This is a genomic window from Streptococcus sp. 45, from assembly GCF_900108865.1.
Taxonomy (GTDB): domain Bacteria; phylum Bacillota; class Bacilli; order Lactobacillales; family Streptococcaceae; genus Streptococcus; species Streptococcus ruminicola.
On sequence record NZ_FNXZ01000001.1, the window covers coordinates 182,478 to 198,840 of the forward strand.

The following is a 16,363-nucleotide window of genomic DNA, read 5'->3' on the forward strand; positions in this document are numbered from 1 at the left end:
ACACTGATTAAAGTCAGTGTTTTTTTGTTGCTTCTTGTAATTTTCCATATAAAAGGTAATCGACATCTTTTAAATCTTCAATGGTTTTGCAATTAAGAGCGCACATGATAAGACGCAAATCATCTTTCCACCCGTTAATGATATCGATAACTTTGTTAACTGGGTATTTTTCAACCAATTCTAAGACCGTTCGTGAAAGGCCAACTGCTTTCGCACCAAGTACCAAACATTTGACCATATCAAGCGGATGACGAACACCGCCTGAAGCTAAGATTTCAACTTTATCAACCATTGATTGGGCATTCAAAAGACTTTGCACGGTTGTTTGGCCCCAATCATTTAGATAAGAGCGATTATCACCACGTTGATTTTCAATGTAGGCAAAACTTGTTCCACCACGGCCTGAAATATCAAAGGTTTTAATACCTAAGTCATAAGCCATCTCAATGGTTTTTAAATCCATACCAAATCCGACTTCTTTTAAAATAACAGGAACTGGCATTTTTGTCGCATAATCAGCCACATGCTTTTTCCAAGAACGAAATTCACGCTCACCTTCAGGCATCAAAAGCTCCTGCATCAAATTCACGTGAACTTGCAAGAAAATGGGTTGCATTTTCTCAATGGTTTTAAGGCCAAGTTCATATGGTTTGTCAATACCAATATTAGTTGCAAGAAGCAAATCTGGGTAATCTGCTTTACTTGGATAAGAATCATCACCTGGATTTTTCAGTGCAGCACTATATGACCCAGTTACCATGACTAAACCAGTCGCTTGTGCTACTTGAGCAAGCTTACGATTGACGGCTTTTGCTTTTTCTGAGCCACCTGTCATAGCATTGATGTAAAACGGAAAGTCAAAATCACGTCCCGCAAAATGCGTATGCAAATCAATCTCGCTCAAATCATAATCAGGAAGTGAACGATGAATCAACTCCATATCATCAAAAGAGTTATACGGTGATTGATACTTTAGTGCATACTTGATATGCTCATCCTTACGGTTCATCATGCTAATTCCTCCATGTCTAGTAGCTCAATACCAACTTCTTGCCAACGCTTGATAAGTTCTTGACTATCTTCACGATTAAATGATATTGCAATACCACAATCACCACCACCTGAACCTGATGATTTAGCAATCACATCTAGACCATCTTCGGCAGCTTTTAAGGCTAAAAGTTTGTCGTTGTAAATAGCTGAGCTTAAGCCCAGCAACAAATCGCTCACATTTTGAAGTGCCTTTTTGACACTTTCTTTGTCACCAGTTTGCAGCGCTTGTTTACAAATTTGAACCTCTTTTTCAGTTGCTGCTAAAAATTCTTGTGAAATGGCAGATTTAACCAGATTAATCATGTCTTTTGAAATAGAAGGCTGCATCGTCCATCCGACCAAAAACTCACATGGCAAAGCTGGTGTGATAACTTCAATTTGATAACCCCAGTCTTTATTAAGTACTTCTTGAATTGATTCCTTTTCAATCCATTTTGCTACTTGCTGGCGGTCAAATGAGGTAAAAGCAACCAAATCATCGTATGCAATACAAGCAATATCCCCCATCGAACCATTGTCACCAAGTTTTAAAAGTGTGTAAGACGCCAATTTAAAAAGAAGATCAGCTGACAAGTTCAACTCATAAAAAGCTGATAGAGCTTTTAGAGTTAAAACAGTAACTGACCCGCTTGAACCAATACCAAATTTCTTACCATCTCGCTCCATTTTTCCAGTGATTTCAAGAGAAAAGGCTGGCATTTCTTCAATAGACTTGCCAAGATAATCAAATAAAGTTACGATTGTTTGCTGAATCAGTGCATACTTGCTATCTGGCGTCATCCCAACTGCATAATCAAACATATCTGAAAAAAGACTGATATCCTTTGCTTCTTTAACCACAGCAGTCATGTGGATAGGAATATTTTTGATAATGGCTGTTTGACCTGGTGTCAGTATCGCGTACTCACCAGCTATATATAACTTTCCACCAGTTTGAACTTTAGTCATTTTCATCTGGTAATTCCTTAGTACGTGAAACAATTACGCGATAGTTTTCTTCAAAACGTTTTGTCAATCGCTCTAAATCTTCTTCTAAACAAAGAACTTTGACATTTGGTCCAGCATCCATAGTGAAATAACATTTTTCACCTTCTGAACGCAATTGTTTAACGAAGTCCATTGCCTTATAACTTTCCTCTGTTAGGTAATTAAATGGTGGATTTGCATGTGTGTTTGTGTCATGCATTGCAAGTGCGTTGCGTTCAGTTAACTCACCAACACGTTCAAAGTCATTATTTTTAAGATAACCTAGCATGTCTTTGTAATCTTGTTCAGATTGTTTGACCCAATCCGCAAAAGTTGTTGACGTTTCAACACAACGTTTCATACCTTCACGGCTAGAAATTGGTTTCTTACTATCACTCAAGACAAGCATAATCATAGCAAGCTTGAGGTCTGTTTGAACAGGGTAAACTTCACCAGAATCTTTGTCCCAAGCAGCAAGTGGTCCAAAGAATGAACGCGATGAGGAACCTGAAGCAAATTTTGCTTTTTGAGCGAGTTCTGCTTGATTTAAACCAGTTTCAAAGAGTTCGTTACACGCTTTAACAAGGGCAGACAGACCGCTTGAACTTGATGAAAGTCCTGCAGCTGTTGGCATGTTGTTGCTTGTTTCAACCTTGACATATTCTGAACGCTGCCCACGGTATTGATCAATGATGGCAGAAATTTTAGCGTGTTCTTTATCATCTTGTAAAACACCATTGATGTAAAATTCATCGTGGCTAGCTGAATCTGGCAGAAAGGAAACACTTGTTGTGGTAAACATATTTTCCAGTGTCAATGAAATACTGCTGGTTGCTGGAATCATCTTAGCTGCGTCAGCTTTCCCCCAGTATTTGATAATAGCGATATTGGCATATGATTTTACCGTTACAATTTTTCGATCCACGTTTGAACCGCTCCTCCTTCTGTTAATGCTTTACTAATTTTTTCTGCTTGTGCTTTGGTCTGTGCAAGGGCGATAATACATCCTCCAAGACCTCCACCACTCATTTTGGCACCTAGAGCGCCGTTTTCTAAAGAAATCTGAACTAATTGGTCAGCTTTTTCAATGCTAACGCCAATTGCTTGTAAGTGACTGTGTGCTTTTGTCATCAAGGGACCAATTTCAGAAATAGACTTGTCTTGAATCGCTTTTTGAACCATTTCTGTCAAGTCTCCTAAAGCAGCCAAATGTGGTAAGTTTTTTTCTTCTGCTTGGGCAACTTTTTCGACAGCTTCACGTGTATTACCATAAATGCCTGTATCTGCAATAACAAGATAAGCATCCAAGTCTAGGTCAAGTGTGCTAAAACCAATATTTCGAATGAAAGTGATGGCTTTGTCACTGAGACAAGTCTTAGCATCCAGACCACTTGGGTTTGAGTGGGCAATAATTTCTGCTTTATTTACCAAAATTTCAAGCGTCTCCATGTCGATGCTTTGCTCAAAATAGTCAAACACAGCACGAATGGCTGCAATTGAAACAGCAGCTGATGAACCCATACCACGTTTTTGGGGAATCTCTGAACGAATATCATACGAGATAGCAACATCTGTATGGTTAAGGTATTCTAAAGCCGCATAAACGGCAGTTGATAAGGTATCATAATAATCGAAGTGAATTTTTTTATCAGCTGGATAGATACGACATTCTACTTCAATTCCTTGAAGAGGAATCGCAATAGCAGGATAGCCGTAAACAACTGAATGTTCACCCATCCAAATAATCTTACTATGCGCCTTTCCGACGCCAATTTTCTTAGTCATTTTCTTCTCTTACAATTTTTAGTTTACACTCCATTTTATCATTGTTCCGCAAAAAAAGCGACTCTTACTAAAAAATGTTATAGCATTCAAATAAATCACGAAAAAATCTGAGACATTCAATCTCAGATTTCTTAATTTTTACATTGTTGATTTTTTAATCAACTTCACCACTCTCTACGACCAAGTCATCTGCTTTTGCAGCATCACCGTAAACTGGAGCTAATGTCTTGTCATAGTCTTCGTGGAAGAAGTTTTCATCACCCAAAGATTTAATTTCATCATTAATCCAATCAAGAAGCTCAGTATTTCCTTTTTGAACTGCTGGAGCAATGGTATCTGTGTCGCCCAAACTTGTAATGCCAACTTCGTAACCTTTATTTTCCAAAGCCCATGCTAAAACTTCTGTATTGTCAGTTGATAGCGCGTCACCTCGACCATCTAACAGTGCTTGATATGCTTCGCTGTACTGATCAAATTTTAAAAGATTTACTTTTGGATAATGTTTTTCAAAGTATGTTTCAGCTGTCGTTCCTTTGCCAACGATCAAAGTTTTTCCCTCTAAAGCATCAACGTCAGAAATTAATTGATTACTTGGCGATACGACACCTAACGCTACTTTCATGTATGGCAAAGCAAAATCAACTTGTTTTGCACGTTCATCAGTCACTGTAAAGTTGGCAAGAATAATATCCACTTTAGCTGATGTCAAATACTCAACACGACTTGCTGGGTCTACTGAAACATATTTAACTTTAACTCCCAAATCTTTTGCTAAACGGTTTGCAAAATAAACATCATATCCTTGGTATTTTCCTTTGTCATCAACATAACCAAACGGTTTTTTATCTGAGAAAACTCCAATTTTAATGGTACCGCTCTTCTTGATTGCATCAAGAGAGCGAGCTTTGGCTGTTGACGTAGCTGAAGATGAATTTTTAGTTGTTGAGGATTTTGAAGTTGAGCATCCTGCAGCAAAAACAATTAATAAAAGACTAACAATCGCTAAAAAACGTTTTACAATTTTCATATATAACTCCTTAAAATTTTATTACCTATTTAACCAACTGTAGAAAAATCAAAGACATTCAAGAAATCACGCGCACGTTGAGTTTTTGGTTGCCTGAAAAATAATCTAGCATCACTTTCTTCTACAATTTGTCCCTTTTCAAGAAAAATCACACGATCTGCTATCGCTTTTGCAAACTGTAGCTCATGCGTCACAATAATCATTGTCCTACCTTCATGTGCAAGTTCCCCAATCAACTCTAAAACTTCTCTAACCATTTCAGGGTCAAGTGACGCTGTAACTTCATCAAATAGAAGCACTTCAGGATGTAAAAGTAAACTTCTCACAATAGCAACCCTTTGCATCTGACCGCCAGATAACTCGTGAGGATAACTCTTTTCTTTTCCTTCTAAACCAACTCGCTTAAGTAGTTTTAATGCCTCGCCCTTCACTTCCTCTACTGACCTTTTTTGAACCTTTACTGGTGCTAATAAAAGATTTTTTAGAACTGTTAAGTGTGGGAAAAGGTCGTAGGATTGAAATACCATGCCAATTTTTTGGCGAACAAGAGGAAGATTTTTAGACTCTTTTAAAATTTCCTTGCCTTCAAGTTCAACTCTTCCTGCTTGAATTGGTTCCAAGCCATTGATACAACGAAGTAATGTTGATTTTCCACAACCTGACGGACCTAGAATGACTAAAACTTCACCCTCTTCAACGGAAAACGAAACTTGATTGAGAATCTTTTGCTCGCCATAAGATTTTTCAATATCTTTAAGTTCTAAAATTGTTGCCAAATGATTCACTCCTTCCAACGTTTTTCTAAATAAACTGACAATCTCGAGATTGGAAAACAAACAGCAAAATACATCATAAAGATTAAGCCATAAATCCAAATTGCGGTGCTAGGTACCGTCAAACGATTAGCTTCAATAATCTCTTGACCAACTTTTACCACTTCGACAACACCAATCAAAACAATTAATGACGTTGTTTTAATCATTCGTGTCATTAGGTTAACCGCTTGGGGTAATAATTGTCGTAAAATTTGTGGCATAACAACGTAAATGAATAACTGTCTATTGTTTAATCCCAGAGCAAGACCACTTTCAATTTGGTGTTTTGGTAGAGATGTCAACGCTCCGCGAACAAGATCTCCCATCTCAGCTGTTCCCCACATTGAAAAGACAATAAGTGCTGCTACTTCACCAGATAAATTGAGATTAAAAGTTCTAGCTAAACCAAAATAAACAAGAAAGAGCAAGACTAATTGTGGCATGATTCGAATAAATTCTAGATAGATTTGTGAAATAAAGCGAATCACTCTAAAGCGTGAAATCATTATAAAACCAAACAAGAATCCTAAAACCACTGAAATAAGAATGGAGACTAGGGAAATATTAATCGTAACTAACAGTCCTTTAAGGAGTCGCAAAAGATTATTTCCCTGAAACAGCACCTGTAGTCCTGAAACCTGCATGATGCAACCTCCTTTCTAGTACCCTTGCCAATAGTGAAATCGGTAAAAGAATAATCAAGTAAGCAACTACCAACATTAACAACGCCTCATCGGTCTCATAATACAGTCCAATCAAATCCTTAGCAATGTACATCAAATCAGCAAGTGCAACAATTGAAAAGACAGACGTCTCTTTGACAAGAAAAATGATATTAGCAACCAACGACGGAAGTGCAACTGCGATTGCTTGAGGAAGGATGACATAAAAAACATTCTGAAGATGTGATAATCCGATGCTCAAACCAACTTCATACTGTCTTTTGGACACTGCTTCCAATCCTGAACGAAATGACTCCGCCATGTAAGAACCACCTAAAAAGATTAGACCAACAATCGCACAAAGCTCCGATGGTAAAACCACTCCAACTTTAGGCAAGCCATAATAGAGAAAATAAAGCTGTATCAAAAGCGGCGTGTTACGAGACAATTCAATATAAATCTGGCAAATTTGACTTAAAATAGCTACATTGTAGTACTTAATCAAACTAATGAAAAAGCCTAAAATAATCGCTCCCAAGATGCCAAATAGAGCCAAACGAATCGTAAGCACCAAAGCTTGTTGATACAAGGGAATATTCTCATAAACAAAGCCCCAATCTAACATAATATCCCTCCAAACGTTATAAAGGTATTATAAAGAATTCTTCTATAGTCGTGTACTCTAAATATTTTATGCTGTGCCATAAGTATTTTTTATAGCACAACACTTAAAAAGAAGCTGAAATGTATCAGCCTCCTTTTGTTTAGGTAGTTAGTTCAGTTGATAAAACCAGTCATAACATAGCTTTTTACTTTTTCTTTTTCAATAATTTTATAAGAGCCATCTATATCACTGGGTCAATATTTAATTCTGGAATAATCCGTGTCAAAAATTGTTTTGTGCGTTCTTCTTTTGGTCGTGTAAAGAATTCTTTCGGGTCACCTTCTTCAATGATATGCCCACCTTCCATAAAAATAACGTGCGTTGCGACATCACGTGCAAAGCTCATTTCATGCGTCACGACAACCATGGTTACTCCTTCTTGCGCCAATTCTTTCATGACATCAAGCACATCACCGATTAATTCAGGGTCAAGTGCCGAAGTCGGCTCGTCAAATAAAATCACTTCTGGTTTAACAGCAATAGCACGCGCAATCCCAATACGTTGCTGCTGACCACCTGATAACTGACTTGGATAAAAATCTCTTTTATCTAAAAGCCCTACTTTTTTAAGAGCATTCTCAGCAATGGGAATTGCCTTTTCCTTTGGAACTTTTCTGGCAATCACTAAGCCTTCTAAAATATTTTCAAGCGCTGTTTTATTAGCAAATAGATTATAATTTTGAAAAACAAAAGCAGTCTTTTTACGAATCTCTAGCACATCTTTGCGATTGATTTTAGCTAAATCATAAGTTTTTCCATCTAATTCCAACTCACCAGAATCAGCATGTTCTAAGTAATTCAAAGACCTTAAAAAGGTTGTTTTTCCTGATCCCGATGGTCCCAAAATAACGACAACATCTCCTTGATTAACCGTCAAACTAATCCCATCTAAAACTTTCTTATCTCCAAATGATTTTTCAATATTCTTTACTGTTAGCATAAATTTCTCCTCATATTATCCCACCAGTTGGCTTTGTTTTTCCAGAAATTTAAAGATGTACTGAATCACTCCACATATAACAATGTAGATAATGAAAATAACAAAATAAGATTCAAAATAATGGTAACCATAAGCAGCCTCCACTTTCGCAATCGCTGTAATATCTTTCACTGTCATCACAAAAACAAGAGAGGTACCTTTGACAAGATTAATCACCAAATTACAGAGATTTGGCAATGCCTGACGAATGGCTTGGGGAAAGACAATTCTGAGATAAGCTTGCTTTGCCGTCAAACCAATCGCAAGAGCTGCCTCTAACTGCCCCTTATTAACCGTCAAAATTGCAGAGCGAATAATTTCTGAAAGACTCCCAGTTGTCATAAGTCCAAAGATAACATAGGCATAATAAATCGGATTTAACTCAAAAATATTGATGCCAAGAGCTTTTAAAAATTGGTTTAATAAACTAGGAAATAAACTATAAAAGAATAAAATTAATAAAATGGCTGGCGTAGAGCGGATAAAAGCAAGGTATATCACAGAAAAAGTAGTTACACCTTTTACCTTATAGATACGACCAATTGCCAAGAAAAGAGCTGGGAAAAAGCTCAACAAAATGGAAACCACCATAATGCCTAGCGTCACTGGAATACCAGCAAGGGCTTTAACAAATGTTTCAACAATATAAGAAAAATCCATAATCTCCTCCTTAGCCCCCTTTTGTTTCCAATTGATTTTCGACAATATGAGTCACTACAGATAATATCAGTGCTAAAATCCAATAAATAATGGCAACCGCTGTGTAAGTTTCTAATGAATAATTGCCCATATTTCTAGAAATGATGAGGTTGCCTTCACCCATCAAATCCACCAAACCAATCGTATAGGCAAGGGCAATATCCTTTAATAAATTAATCACCGCACTAGTGATGTTAGGAAGAGCAATTCTGAAAGCTTGTGGCAAAAGAATTCGAACAAAGGTCTGCAGCTCACTTAATCCAATGCTAAGCCCTGCTTCTAATTGCCCTTTTGGCAAGGCTAAATACGAAGATTTAAAGACTTCTGAAATACTTGCCGCAAAGAGCAAAGTCATTGCTAAAATCACAAATATCGAGCGTGACCAACCATTAACATCAATACCTAACCACCATTCTAAAAAACGAGGTAAACCATAAAAAACAAGGAAGATAAGAACAATTGGTGGGGTACATCTTAAGGTAAACACATAAGCTCTAGCAAATGATGAATAGCCATGCTCAGCTGATACCTGTGCCCAAGCTAGTAAAAATCCTAATAAACTTCCTAATAAAACGGTCACAACCAAGACCCACAAGGTAAGAGGTAGAGCTGACAAGATATCTGGAATAACTCTTATCACACGAGACGGTTCATAAGAAACCATAGCTACCTCCTAATCTGTTACATAACTAAAGACATCTTCTCCAAAGTATTTTTCTGAAAGTTTTGCGATTGTGCCATCTTTTTGCAATTCTTTAATAGCTTTATCGTATTCTTTTGCAAATGCTTTATTAGTATCATTTTTATGAATCAATGGGTAAGTTTCAATTCCCTTATATGGGAACCATGTCAATTGGTCAGCGTATTGATGATAAGCACCGTCTTCTTTTTGGACGGCTTCTTCAAATGACAATTTAATTGAGAAGTAAGCATCGTAACGACCTTCAAGAACCCAAGCATAGGCGTCAGCAACTGAGAAGCTTTCAGATTCTTTGAGTTCAATCGGGTGTTTAGCTTTTTTGTTGTATTCTTGAATAACATTATACTGTGCGTTTTGTGGTGAGATTGGAACTAATTTACCACCTGCTTTAGCAAAGGAATCAATATCTTTATATTTGTTTTCGTCAGCTTTTCGAACAGCAAAGCCAATCACACTAGCTCCGATAGCTTGGTCAGGAATAACAAATTTTTGGGCGCGTTCTTCAGTGTACCAAGCCCCTTTGACTCCGATGTCGTACTTGCCAGATTCAAGTCCGATTAACAAATCTTCATCACTTGTCCCAGTGTATTCAAATTTATAATTTTTTAATTTATCATCTACGGCTTTTAAGACCGCAACTTCAAATCCATCACTTTCCCCTTTATCATTAACAAAGTCATAAGGGACATAGTTTTGCGTGTGAGCGACTTGTAAGGTTGTCACTTTATCAGAACTCGATTGTGAACTGTCTGCACTTGCTGATGTCTTACCTGTTAATTGACGTCCGACAACTGTCGCTGCAACAAGTGCTACAATAACACCACCAGAAATAATCCATTTTTTCTTACTCATATAACCCACTCCTTTTCTTTTTACCTAAAACTTTTCTTTCATTCCTAAAAACTCTTAAAATCAAACGGCTGCTTTGACAAGAACCTCATCAAGAACAGCTTCTTTCACCCAAGCAATACGTTCTGGCGCAATATCACTTGGTACCGTGCAATCAGCCCCGATGACTACACCTTGACGTCCAGTTTCATCAAGCAATTCTTTGACTCTTGCTTGAATGGCTTCTTTACTACCTTTATACAAAAGACCCGACTCTGTATTGTTAAAACCACCGAGAACCGTTTTTCCACCAAATAACTGACGTCCTTCTGATAGGCTAACACCTTCCAATTCAACCGCCCAGTTAATGACATCTGCTGGATAATCTGTATAGTAAGAAATATCATTGGTTGCTCCTTCATAACCGCAGATATGAAGAATATTTGTTCCACCTGCTGAAATAGCACGATGCAAAATGTGGAGTTCACTCGGTTTAATCACATGATCATATTCGTCATGACTCAAACGTGAATCTTGCAAATTCTGAACACTGAGATAAATGCCATCAACCCCAGCTTCTTCAATTAAGCGTTTTGTCAGAAGTCCAATATCAAAAGCAATCACGTCCAAAACTTGTTTTGTCAATTCAGCATCTTCTTTGATGAAATCTTCAATAACGTGATCACCGTTGCCACCTTTACCAGCCAAATGCCATTTAAGATAAGTCGCTGGAGCAAAGATATTATAAAAAGAAGCAATGTCTTCAGGGAAATCCTCACGAATCTTTTTAGCCAGTTCAACTTGTTTATTAATCCAAGGATGATTTTCGCCAATAGACTTAATCCCCTCAAGGTCTCTAATTGAGGTAATCCCTTCACGAATGAAATCATTTGGATAAGTGAAGAAACCATCGCTCATGATTTTTACAAAATCAGGATTGACGTCTGAAATAAATTTTTGGTGTCCTGCAATGTTTTTATTAAAGATAACAGGATTGAAACCATCGCTTCGTTCATCATCACTTGTGAAATGATACCAAAATCCGACTGGAACTTTGTCAACTGTTTCATTTTTAAATGCTTTTAAAACCCATTCTCTCTTTGTTGTCATTAGCGTAATCTCCTTTTCATTTGGTATGGCAATTATACTATCACGCTTTAGAAGTCTTGAAAAATCTATTTTATTTATGCTCAGCCATAAAAATAAGTTATGATACCAAAAAGTAAAAAAAGAAGGCTGAGAAACTTTTCTCAGCTTTCTTTTTACTCATAAGGTAAATGTGTCAAACTCTTTAGACTATTAATGCGAATAATGTCTTCCTTTCGAATTTGAGATGATTCTTTATTAGTTTGATAGGCTTTGAAGGAAGAAAATTTTAAAAAAATAAGAAGAGATATGACAAGAATAATTGTAACAGCAATTGAGCTATTTCTTAAGTGCTTTTCTGTTAAGAGCATTGACACCTCACCTCCGAGTAGCTTTCTAAGCTTATTGTAACAGCTTATGCTACTTTAGAAAAATCTATTCTTTTTATCGCTAGCCATAAAATCAAGTAATGATTAAGGTCATTTATCACCCGCTATAGGATTTTTTTATCAAGGCTTTAGATATTCTTATCAGAATTTTGCTGATTTTTTAATCTTTTTCATCTATAATAAGTAACAATTATTACAAGAAGGGATGATGTTTTATGAATTTCCAACAATGTCGTTATGTCGAAGTCGTCGCTCGTGTAGGCTCATTTAGCCAAGCTGCTAAGGAATTATACATGACTCAGCCCAACTTGTCTTGCTCCATCAAAGACTTAGAAAATGAATTAGGTGTTCAACTCTTCACGCGCTCCAATACAGGGGCTCGCTTAACCGAAGACGGTCATGATTTTTTGAAATATGCTAAGCGTATCATTGGTGAATTGGATTTGCTGCAGCAACGCTATCATGACGAATTCAAAAAAAGCTTTACAGTTGCCTCACACCACTATGATTTTCTCTCGATTCCTCTTGCTAAAGTCGCCCAAGAATTCAAGCAGGATTATCAGGAATTTCAAACCATTGAAACGACCACTAAAAAAATCTTGGACAGTGTCGCTTCTTTTGAAGCTGACCTTGGGATTATTTACCTAGATGATGAGAATGAACATATTTTAACATCAGCTTTGCAATATCATGATTTGGAATTTACCTCACTTGGCGAATTTCCAACGCGTGTCTTTTTACGCCGTGACCATCCATTGGCTCACAAATCTGTCATTTCAGAAACAGACTTAAAAGGCTATAATCAAATACGCTTTCGTCAAGAACAGTCTGGACTGAATTTTGATGAAGATGCTCTTGATATTCATGACCAACAACGCATTCTCTACAGCAATGACCGTGGAACTGTCATGAATTTACTCTGTGCAACAGACGCTTACGCTTCAGGTCTTGGCATTGTTAATAGTTTTGTCAAAGACCAGATTGTTCTCATACCTTTGCAAAATAGTCCTAAACACACACTAGGTTATGTGACCAATCGTAAGAAAAAACTCTCTGAGATCGGAGCAAGTTTCATCAATGAAATCAAACTCAGCTTAGAAGAATTCTCAGACAAGAGTCAACTTTTCTAGTTCAAGTCTTATCTTTTAAGCTTGTAAGCCTTTTATGCTAGAATAAAGAAAAAAGGAGGACGCTTATGGAATTTAAAACCTTAAACAACGGTGTTCAAATCCCCAAACTCGGCTTTGGTGTTTGGCAAATGTTTGACCAAGATGAATGTCAAAAAGCCGTGGAAAACGCTCTTGAAGTAGGCTATCGCCTGATTGACACAGCTGCGCTTTATCGTAATGAAGAGGCTGTCGGCAATGCCATTAAAGCTTCAGGTACCAAACGAGAAGAGATTTTCATCACTACAAAAGCTTGGATTAATCAGCTTGGCTATGACGAAACCAAAAAAGCTTTTGAAGAAAGTCTTAAAAAACTTGGTACTGATTACCTTGACCTCTATCTCATTCACCAACCATACGGTGATACTTATGGCGCTTGGCGTGCTATGACTGACCTTTATAAAGAAGGTCGCATTCGAGCAATCGGTGTTTCCAATTTCTCAACTGGACGCATCGCTGATTTTGCCTTAAATACTGAAATTATTCCAGCCCTCAACCAGATTGAACTTCATCCTTACAAACAACAAAACTTACTTCGCAAGGCTAATGCAGAATTTGGTATAGCAACACAAGCTTGGAGTCCATTTAACCAAGGAAAGGATGATATCTTCAAGGATGTTACCTTAAATAGCATTGCTGAAAAATATGGTAAAACCGTTGCTCAAGTCATTCTTCGCTGGCAAATTCAAAATGATATTTTGACCATTCCAAAATCTGTTCACCTAGATCGTATCAGACAAAACTTTAACGTTTTTGATTTTGAACTCAGCCAAAATGACCTTGATACCATCGCAAAACTCGACCGTTTCCCAAACAACTATGGACCAAATGAAAGCATCGAACAAGTCAAACGACTTTCAGGTTATAAAGCATAAAAAATTAAGGCAGCAAGATTTGCTGCCTTTTTGTTTGTCATTATTTACAAACTAACCACAAATGTGATGGTATCGTCTTTATAATTTACAGAGATATTGCCCTTGAAAAGTTTGACCATGGTTTGTGCCATTGATAAACCAATGCCATAACCCGAAGTCTTGTTGTTATGCGATTCATCTTCTCGGTAAAAACGCTCAAAGAATTTCGTATAATCAACGTCTTTTCCTTTGGTGTAGGTATTAGAAATTTCAAGTTTAGCTTTTGACAATCTGTTCTTGCTAAGAGTCACCGAAACCTTGCCAGCTGGATCACAATATTTATTAGCATTATCAACCAAAAGTGTGACAAGTTCAAACAACGATTTTTCTTCAGCCTTAACATGAATATTTGGCTGAATATCCATAACGAATTCTTTGCCATCCTTGATAACTGGCCCTTTAAAGTCTTCGGCAGCATCTCTAGCAATATCTGAAAAATTCACATTAGTAAGGACCAACTCAGGCTGTTCTTCCAAGCGTGCCATGGCAACTAAGCTATTAATCAAACCAGTCATTCGTTCCACTTGATCATTAGTGCTTTTAGTCCACTCTGACTCACCATTCATCAACTCAACCAGTTCATTGTTAGCTGAAATGATAGCAAGAGGCGTCTTCAATTCATGCCCTGCATTGGTGATAAAACGACGTTGCCGCTCATAATTGCGAATAAATGGCTTAATCACCTTGCCAGACACAATTGAAATCACTAAGACAAAGAAAATAAAACTAATCCCTGACATCCAAATCGACAAATGCACCAAAGCCATATTATCTCTAAATTGATTAGTCGAATCTAGTACCACGATTAAATCGCTACGACGACTAGTCTCAGCTACCATGTAAGAATAAGTGTGGTGGTGGTAAGAAAAATCCCCTCTCGTATCCTTAGAATGATTGATTCTTTCCAAAAATTCTTTGACTTCTTGGTCCGTCAAATCAGAAATATTACTAGAATTTAAGGAGATGATATTGCCGTCGTGGTCCATTTTAGCACTAAAATAACGGTATTGAAAAAGAGTGTCTACTGATACAGTGTCACCAAGCTCACTTGTTGTCTTTGAAATGCTAGGAAAACTTCCACCATTATCAGAAAGGAGAGTCAAGATTTTATTAATCTCATCAACAGTTTGAACATGACGAGCTGAATTCAAAACCCCAACAACAGAAAACAGCACAATTAGAATCGCTAAAGAGGCAATAGCAATAAAACGTAGACGAAGTTTACGAAACATAGCGCCACCTATAATTCTTTCAATTCATAATCACCCATGTCTTCTCCTTCAATCACAAGATTGGCTCCAACAGATTGAAGTTTTTGGCGAAGATAGGAAACGTAAATAAAAACATAACCTTCATCAATATCAGGATCGTCTTTATCATTTGCCCAGACGTGATTGAAAAGCTGCTCCGTTGAGAGTTTCTTGCCAGGATTTAACATAAAAAACTCAAGCATCTTAGCTTCTTTTCCTGCTAAACGAATGGTATTTTGACTAGCTAGTTCTTGCTCACCAACATTTAGAGTAACGCTTCCCAGTTTTAAAATATTCGATGTAAAGTTGGTATCCACTCGACGTGACATCGAGCGAAGGCGCGCAAGCAATTCTTTTAGCGAAAATGGTTTAGTAAGATAATCATCCGCTCCTGCATCAAGCCCTGTCACACGGTCATCAATTTCAGCCATGGCTGTTAGCATGATGATGTGAGCTTGGTTACCTGTTTGACGGATTTCTTGTACAGCTTGAATCCCTGTTTTTCTTGGCATCATAATGTCCATAACCATGACATCATAGGCATTTTCTTTAGCTTTATCAACCGCTGCTTGCCCATCAAAAACCGAATCAACCTCATAGCCTTCATGCGTAAGGGCAGTTGTCAACACACGGTTCATCTGAACTTCGTCTTCTGCAATAAGTACTTTCATAGTTATTATTCTCCTTCATCTTGAGAACTTTCTTGGATCAAATTACGAATGGTCTGCATCGTCAAATCACATGATGCTAATTCATCAGCACAGCGTTTTAGCTCCCTTACAATACGTTTTGGATCTTTAATATCATGCTTGTATTTCATCTGATGTTCCAAACTCGCCCAAGAATCCATAGCAATGGTACGAAGTTGAACCTCAATAAAGTATGAGCCCTGCTCATTTCCAAGACAATCAGGATAAGGGGTCTCAACCTCTACAATCATGTGATAAGAACGATAACCATTTGGTTTGGCATTTTTGATGTAGTCTTTTTCAACGACAATCCTGCAATCTTCAAAAGAATGAATCACATCTACCAAACGGTAAATATCATCAACAAAGCCACAAACAATACGTAAACCGATACTGTCACGAATTTGTCGTAGAGCTGACTCCGTTGAGACTTCAAAACCTTTTCGTTGACACTTTTCGACCATACTTTCAGGTGTTTTAACACGTGAAATCAAATGCTCAAATAACTTGTAACCCGTCTCTTTTTTGACCAGGTCATTTCTTTCTTGAATACGCTGACTAAAGTCTTCTAAAATCAATGGCAGGTAATCAGCGTATTTTCCATATATAGATTCTGTCATAATTTTTCCTAACTATATGTTACTGTCATTATAGCAAATTATCTTAAAATAAGGATAAATCAAACTTCCTA

18 protein-coding genes are annotated in these 16,363 nt (G+C 37.3%); 2 read left to right on the top strand and 16 right to left on the bottom strand.

Features of this window, described 5'->3' with window-relative positions; genetic code table 11:
* Window positions 1–13: 13 nt before the first annotated feature.
* The 13 genes from fni to BMX18_RS00940 all read right to left on the bottom strand — a co-directional run bounded on the left by fni (window position 14) and on the right by BMX18_RS00940 (window position 11,288).
* Entirely contained in the window at window positions 14–1,012 is a 999-nt protein-coding gene (gene fni, locus BMX18_RS00880) for a type 2 isopentenyl-diphosphate Delta-isomerase (protein WP_074602120.1), read from the bottom strand.
* Window positions 1,009–2,007, bottom strand: a complete 999-nt coding sequence (locus BMX18_RS00885) for a phosphomevalonate kinase (protein ID WP_093814649.1) — start codon at window positions 2,005–2,007, stop codon at window positions 1,009–1,011. Before BMX18_RS00885 ends, fni begins: the two co-directional genes overlap by 4 nt.
* On the bottom strand, window positions 1,994–2,944 hold the full coding sequence (gene mvaD / locus BMX18_RS00890; RefSeq protein WP_074602125.1) for a diphosphomevalonate decarboxylase: 951 nt from the start codon (window positions 2,942–2,944) through the stop codon (window positions 1,994–1,996). The genes BMX18_RS00885 and mvaD overlap by 14 nt, the downstream gene beginning before the upstream one ends.
* Complete coding sequence (mvk, locus tag BMX18_RS00895; protein ID WP_093814651.1) at window positions 2,926–3,804, bottom strand: mevalonate kinase; 879 nt, start codon at window positions 3,802–3,804, stop codon at window positions 2,926–2,928. Before mvk ends, mvaD begins: the two co-directional genes overlap by 19 nt.
* Window positions 3,805–3,958: 154 nt before the next feature.
* Window positions 3,959–4,831, bottom strand: coding sequence for a cysteine ABC transporter substrate-binding protein (locus BMX18_RS00900; RefSeq protein WP_039690569.1), 873 nt, complete (start codon window positions 4,829–4,831; stop codon window positions 3,959–3,961).
* Window positions 4,832–4,860: 29 nt separating this feature from the next.
* Window positions 4,861–5,607: an amino acid ABC transporter ATP-binding protein gene (locus BMX18_RS00905; protein WP_275938818.1), complete on the bottom strand. Its 747-nt coding sequence runs from the start codon at window positions 5,605–5,607 to the stop codon at window positions 4,861–4,863.
* A 5-nt stretch (window positions 5,608–5,612) separates the two neighbouring features.
* On the bottom strand, window positions 5,613–6,290 hold the full coding sequence (locus tag BMX18_RS00910; RefSeq protein ID WP_014334857.1) for an amino acid ABC transporter permease: 678 nt from the start codon (window positions 6,288–6,290) through the stop codon (window positions 5,613–5,615).
* A complete protein-coding gene (locus BMX18_RS00915) occupies window positions 6,250–6,933 on the bottom strand; it encodes an amino acid ABC transporter permease (RefSeq protein WP_093814655.1) in 684 nt (227 codons plus the stop codon). The genes BMX18_RS00910 and BMX18_RS00915 overlap by 41 nt, the downstream gene beginning before the upstream one ends.
* A gap of 220 nt (window positions 6,934–7,153) precedes the next feature.
* On the bottom strand, window positions 7,154–7,912 hold the full coding sequence (locus tag BMX18_RS00920; RefSeq protein WP_093814657.1) for an amino acid ABC transporter ATP-binding protein: 759 nt from the start codon (window positions 7,910–7,912) through the stop codon (window positions 7,154–7,156).
* A gap of 15 nt (window positions 7,913–7,927) precedes the next feature.
* On the bottom strand, window positions 7,928–8,611 hold the full coding sequence (locus BMX18_RS00925; RefSeq protein WP_043878279.1) for an amino acid ABC transporter permease: 684 nt from the start codon (window positions 8,609–8,611) through the stop codon (window positions 7,928–7,930).
* Between the two features lie 10 nt (window positions 8,612–8,621).
* Window positions 8,622–9,314 carry an amino acid ABC transporter permease gene (locus BMX18_RS00930; RefSeq protein ID WP_093814659.1) on the bottom strand — a complete coding sequence of 231 codons (693 nt, stop codon included), beginning with the start codon at window positions 9,312–9,314 and terminating at the stop codon, window positions 8,622–8,624.
* Between the two features lie 9 nt (window positions 9,315–9,323).
* Window positions 9,324–10,202, bottom strand: coding sequence for a transporter substrate-binding domain-containing protein (locus tag BMX18_RS00935; protein ID WP_093814661.1), 879 nt, complete (start codon window positions 10,200–10,202; stop codon window positions 9,324–9,326).
* 60 nt (window positions 10,203–10,262) lie between these two features.
* Window positions 10,263–11,288 carry a uroporphyrinogen decarboxylase family protein gene (locus tag BMX18_RS00940; RefSeq protein ID WP_093814663.1) on the bottom strand — a complete coding sequence of 342 codons (1,026 nt, stop codon included), beginning with the start codon at window positions 11,286–11,288 and terminating at the stop codon, window positions 10,263–10,265.
* A 580-nt stretch (window positions 11,289–11,868) separates the two neighbouring features.
* Here BMX18_RS00940 and BMX18_RS00950 point away from each other — a divergent pair.
* Both BMX18_RS00950 and BMX18_RS00955 read left to right on the top strand, forming a co-directional pair.
* Entirely contained in the window at window positions 11,869–12,783 is a 915-nt protein-coding gene (locus tag BMX18_RS00950; RefSeq protein ID WP_074626696.1) for a LysR family transcriptional regulator, read from the top strand.
* A 65-nt stretch (window positions 12,784–12,848) separates the two neighbouring features.
* On the top strand, window positions 12,849–13,694 hold the full coding sequence (locus BMX18_RS00955; RefSeq protein ID WP_093814665.1) for an aldo/keto reductase: 846 nt from the start codon (window positions 12,849–12,851) through the stop codon (window positions 13,692–13,694).
* Between the two features lie 44 nt (window positions 13,695–13,738).
* Here BMX18_RS00955 and BMX18_RS00960 read toward each other — a convergent pair whose 3' ends face one another.
* The 3 genes from BMX18_RS00960 to BMX18_RS00970 are packed head-to-tail and all read right to left on the bottom strand — an operon-like array spanning window position 13,739 to window position 16,292.
* Entirely contained in the window at window positions 13,739–14,965 is a 1,227-nt protein-coding gene (locus BMX18_RS00960) for a sensor histidine kinase (protein WP_093814667.1), read from the bottom strand.
* A gap of 8 nt (window positions 14,966–14,973) precedes the next feature.
* Window positions 14,974–15,654 (bottom strand): response regulator transcription factor, encoded by a 681-nt coding sequence (locus tag BMX18_RS00965; RefSeq protein WP_074602153.1) that lies wholly within the window; start codon window positions 15,652–15,654, stop codon window positions 14,974–14,976.
* A gap of 5 nt (window positions 15,655–15,659) precedes the next feature.
* Window positions 15,660–16,292, bottom strand: coding sequence for a GTP pyrophosphokinase (locus tag BMX18_RS00970; protein WP_093814669.1), 633 nt, complete (start codon window positions 16,290–16,292; stop codon window positions 15,660–15,662).
* Window positions 16,293–16,363 lie beyond the last annotated feature (71 nt).

Bases quoted from the DNA above. Each gene is read 5' to 3' on its own strand.
- fni (WP_074602120.1), bottom strand. From the start codon at position 1,012: ATGATGAACCGTAAGGATGAGCATATCAAGTATGCACTAAAGTATCAA.
- BMX18_RS00885 (WP_093814649.1), bottom strand. From the start codon at position 2,007: ATGAAAATGACTAAAGTTCAAACTGGTGGAAAGTTATATATAGCTGGT.
- BMX18_RS00950 (WP_074626696.1), top strand. From the start codon at position 11,869: ATGAATTTCCAACAATGTCGTTATGTCGAAGTCGTCGCTCGTGTAGGC.
- mvk (WP_093814651.1), bottom strand. From the start codon at position 3,804: ATGACTAAGAAAATTGGCGTCGGAAAGGCGCATAGTAAGATTATTTGG.
- BMX18_RS00920 (WP_093814657.1), bottom strand. From the start codon at position 7,912: ATGCTAACAGTAAAGAATATTGAAAAATCATTTGGAGATAAGAAAGTT.
- BMX18_RS00915 (WP_093814655.1), bottom strand. From the start codon at position 6,933: ATGTTAGATTGGGGCTTTGTTTATGAGAATATTCCCTTGTATCAACAA.
- BMX18_RS00910 (WP_014334857.1), bottom strand. From the start codon at position 6,290: ATGCAGGTTTCAGGACTACAGGTGCTGTTTCAGGGAAATAATCTTTTG.
- BMX18_RS00970 (WP_093814669.1), bottom strand. From the start codon at position 16,292: ATGACAGAATCTATATATGGAAAATACGCTGATTACCTGCCATTGATT.
- BMX18_RS00930 (WP_093814659.1), bottom strand. From the start codon at position 9,314: ATGGTTTCTTATGAACCGTCTCGTGTGATAAGAGTTATTCCAGATATC.
- BMX18_RS00955 (WP_093814665.1), top strand. From the start codon at position 12,849: ATGGAATTTAAAACCTTAAACAACGGTGTTCAAATCCCCAAACTCGGC.
- BMX18_RS00940 (WP_093814663.1), bottom strand. From the start codon at position 11,288: ATGACAACAAAGAGAGAATGGGTTTTAAAAGCATTTAAAAATGAAACA.
- BMX18_RS00965 (WP_074602153.1), bottom strand. From the start codon at position 15,654: ATGAAAGTACTTATTGCAGAAGACGAAGTTCAGATGAACCGTGTGTTG.
- BMX18_RS00935 (WP_093814661.1), bottom strand. From the start codon at position 10,202: ATGAGTAAGAAAAAATGGATTATTTCTGGTGGTGTTATTGTAGCACTT.
- BMX18_RS00960 (WP_093814667.1), bottom strand. From the start codon at position 14,965: ATGTTTCGTAAACTTCGTCTACGTTTTATTGCTATTGCCTCTTTAGCG.
- BMX18_RS00900 (WP_039690569.1), bottom strand. From the start codon at position 4,831: ATGAAAATTGTAAAACGTTTTTTAGCGATTGTTAGTCTTTTATTAATT.
- BMX18_RS00925 (WP_043878279.1), bottom strand. From the start codon at position 8,611: ATGGATTTTTCTTATATTGTTGAAACATTTGTTAAAGCCCTTGCTGGT.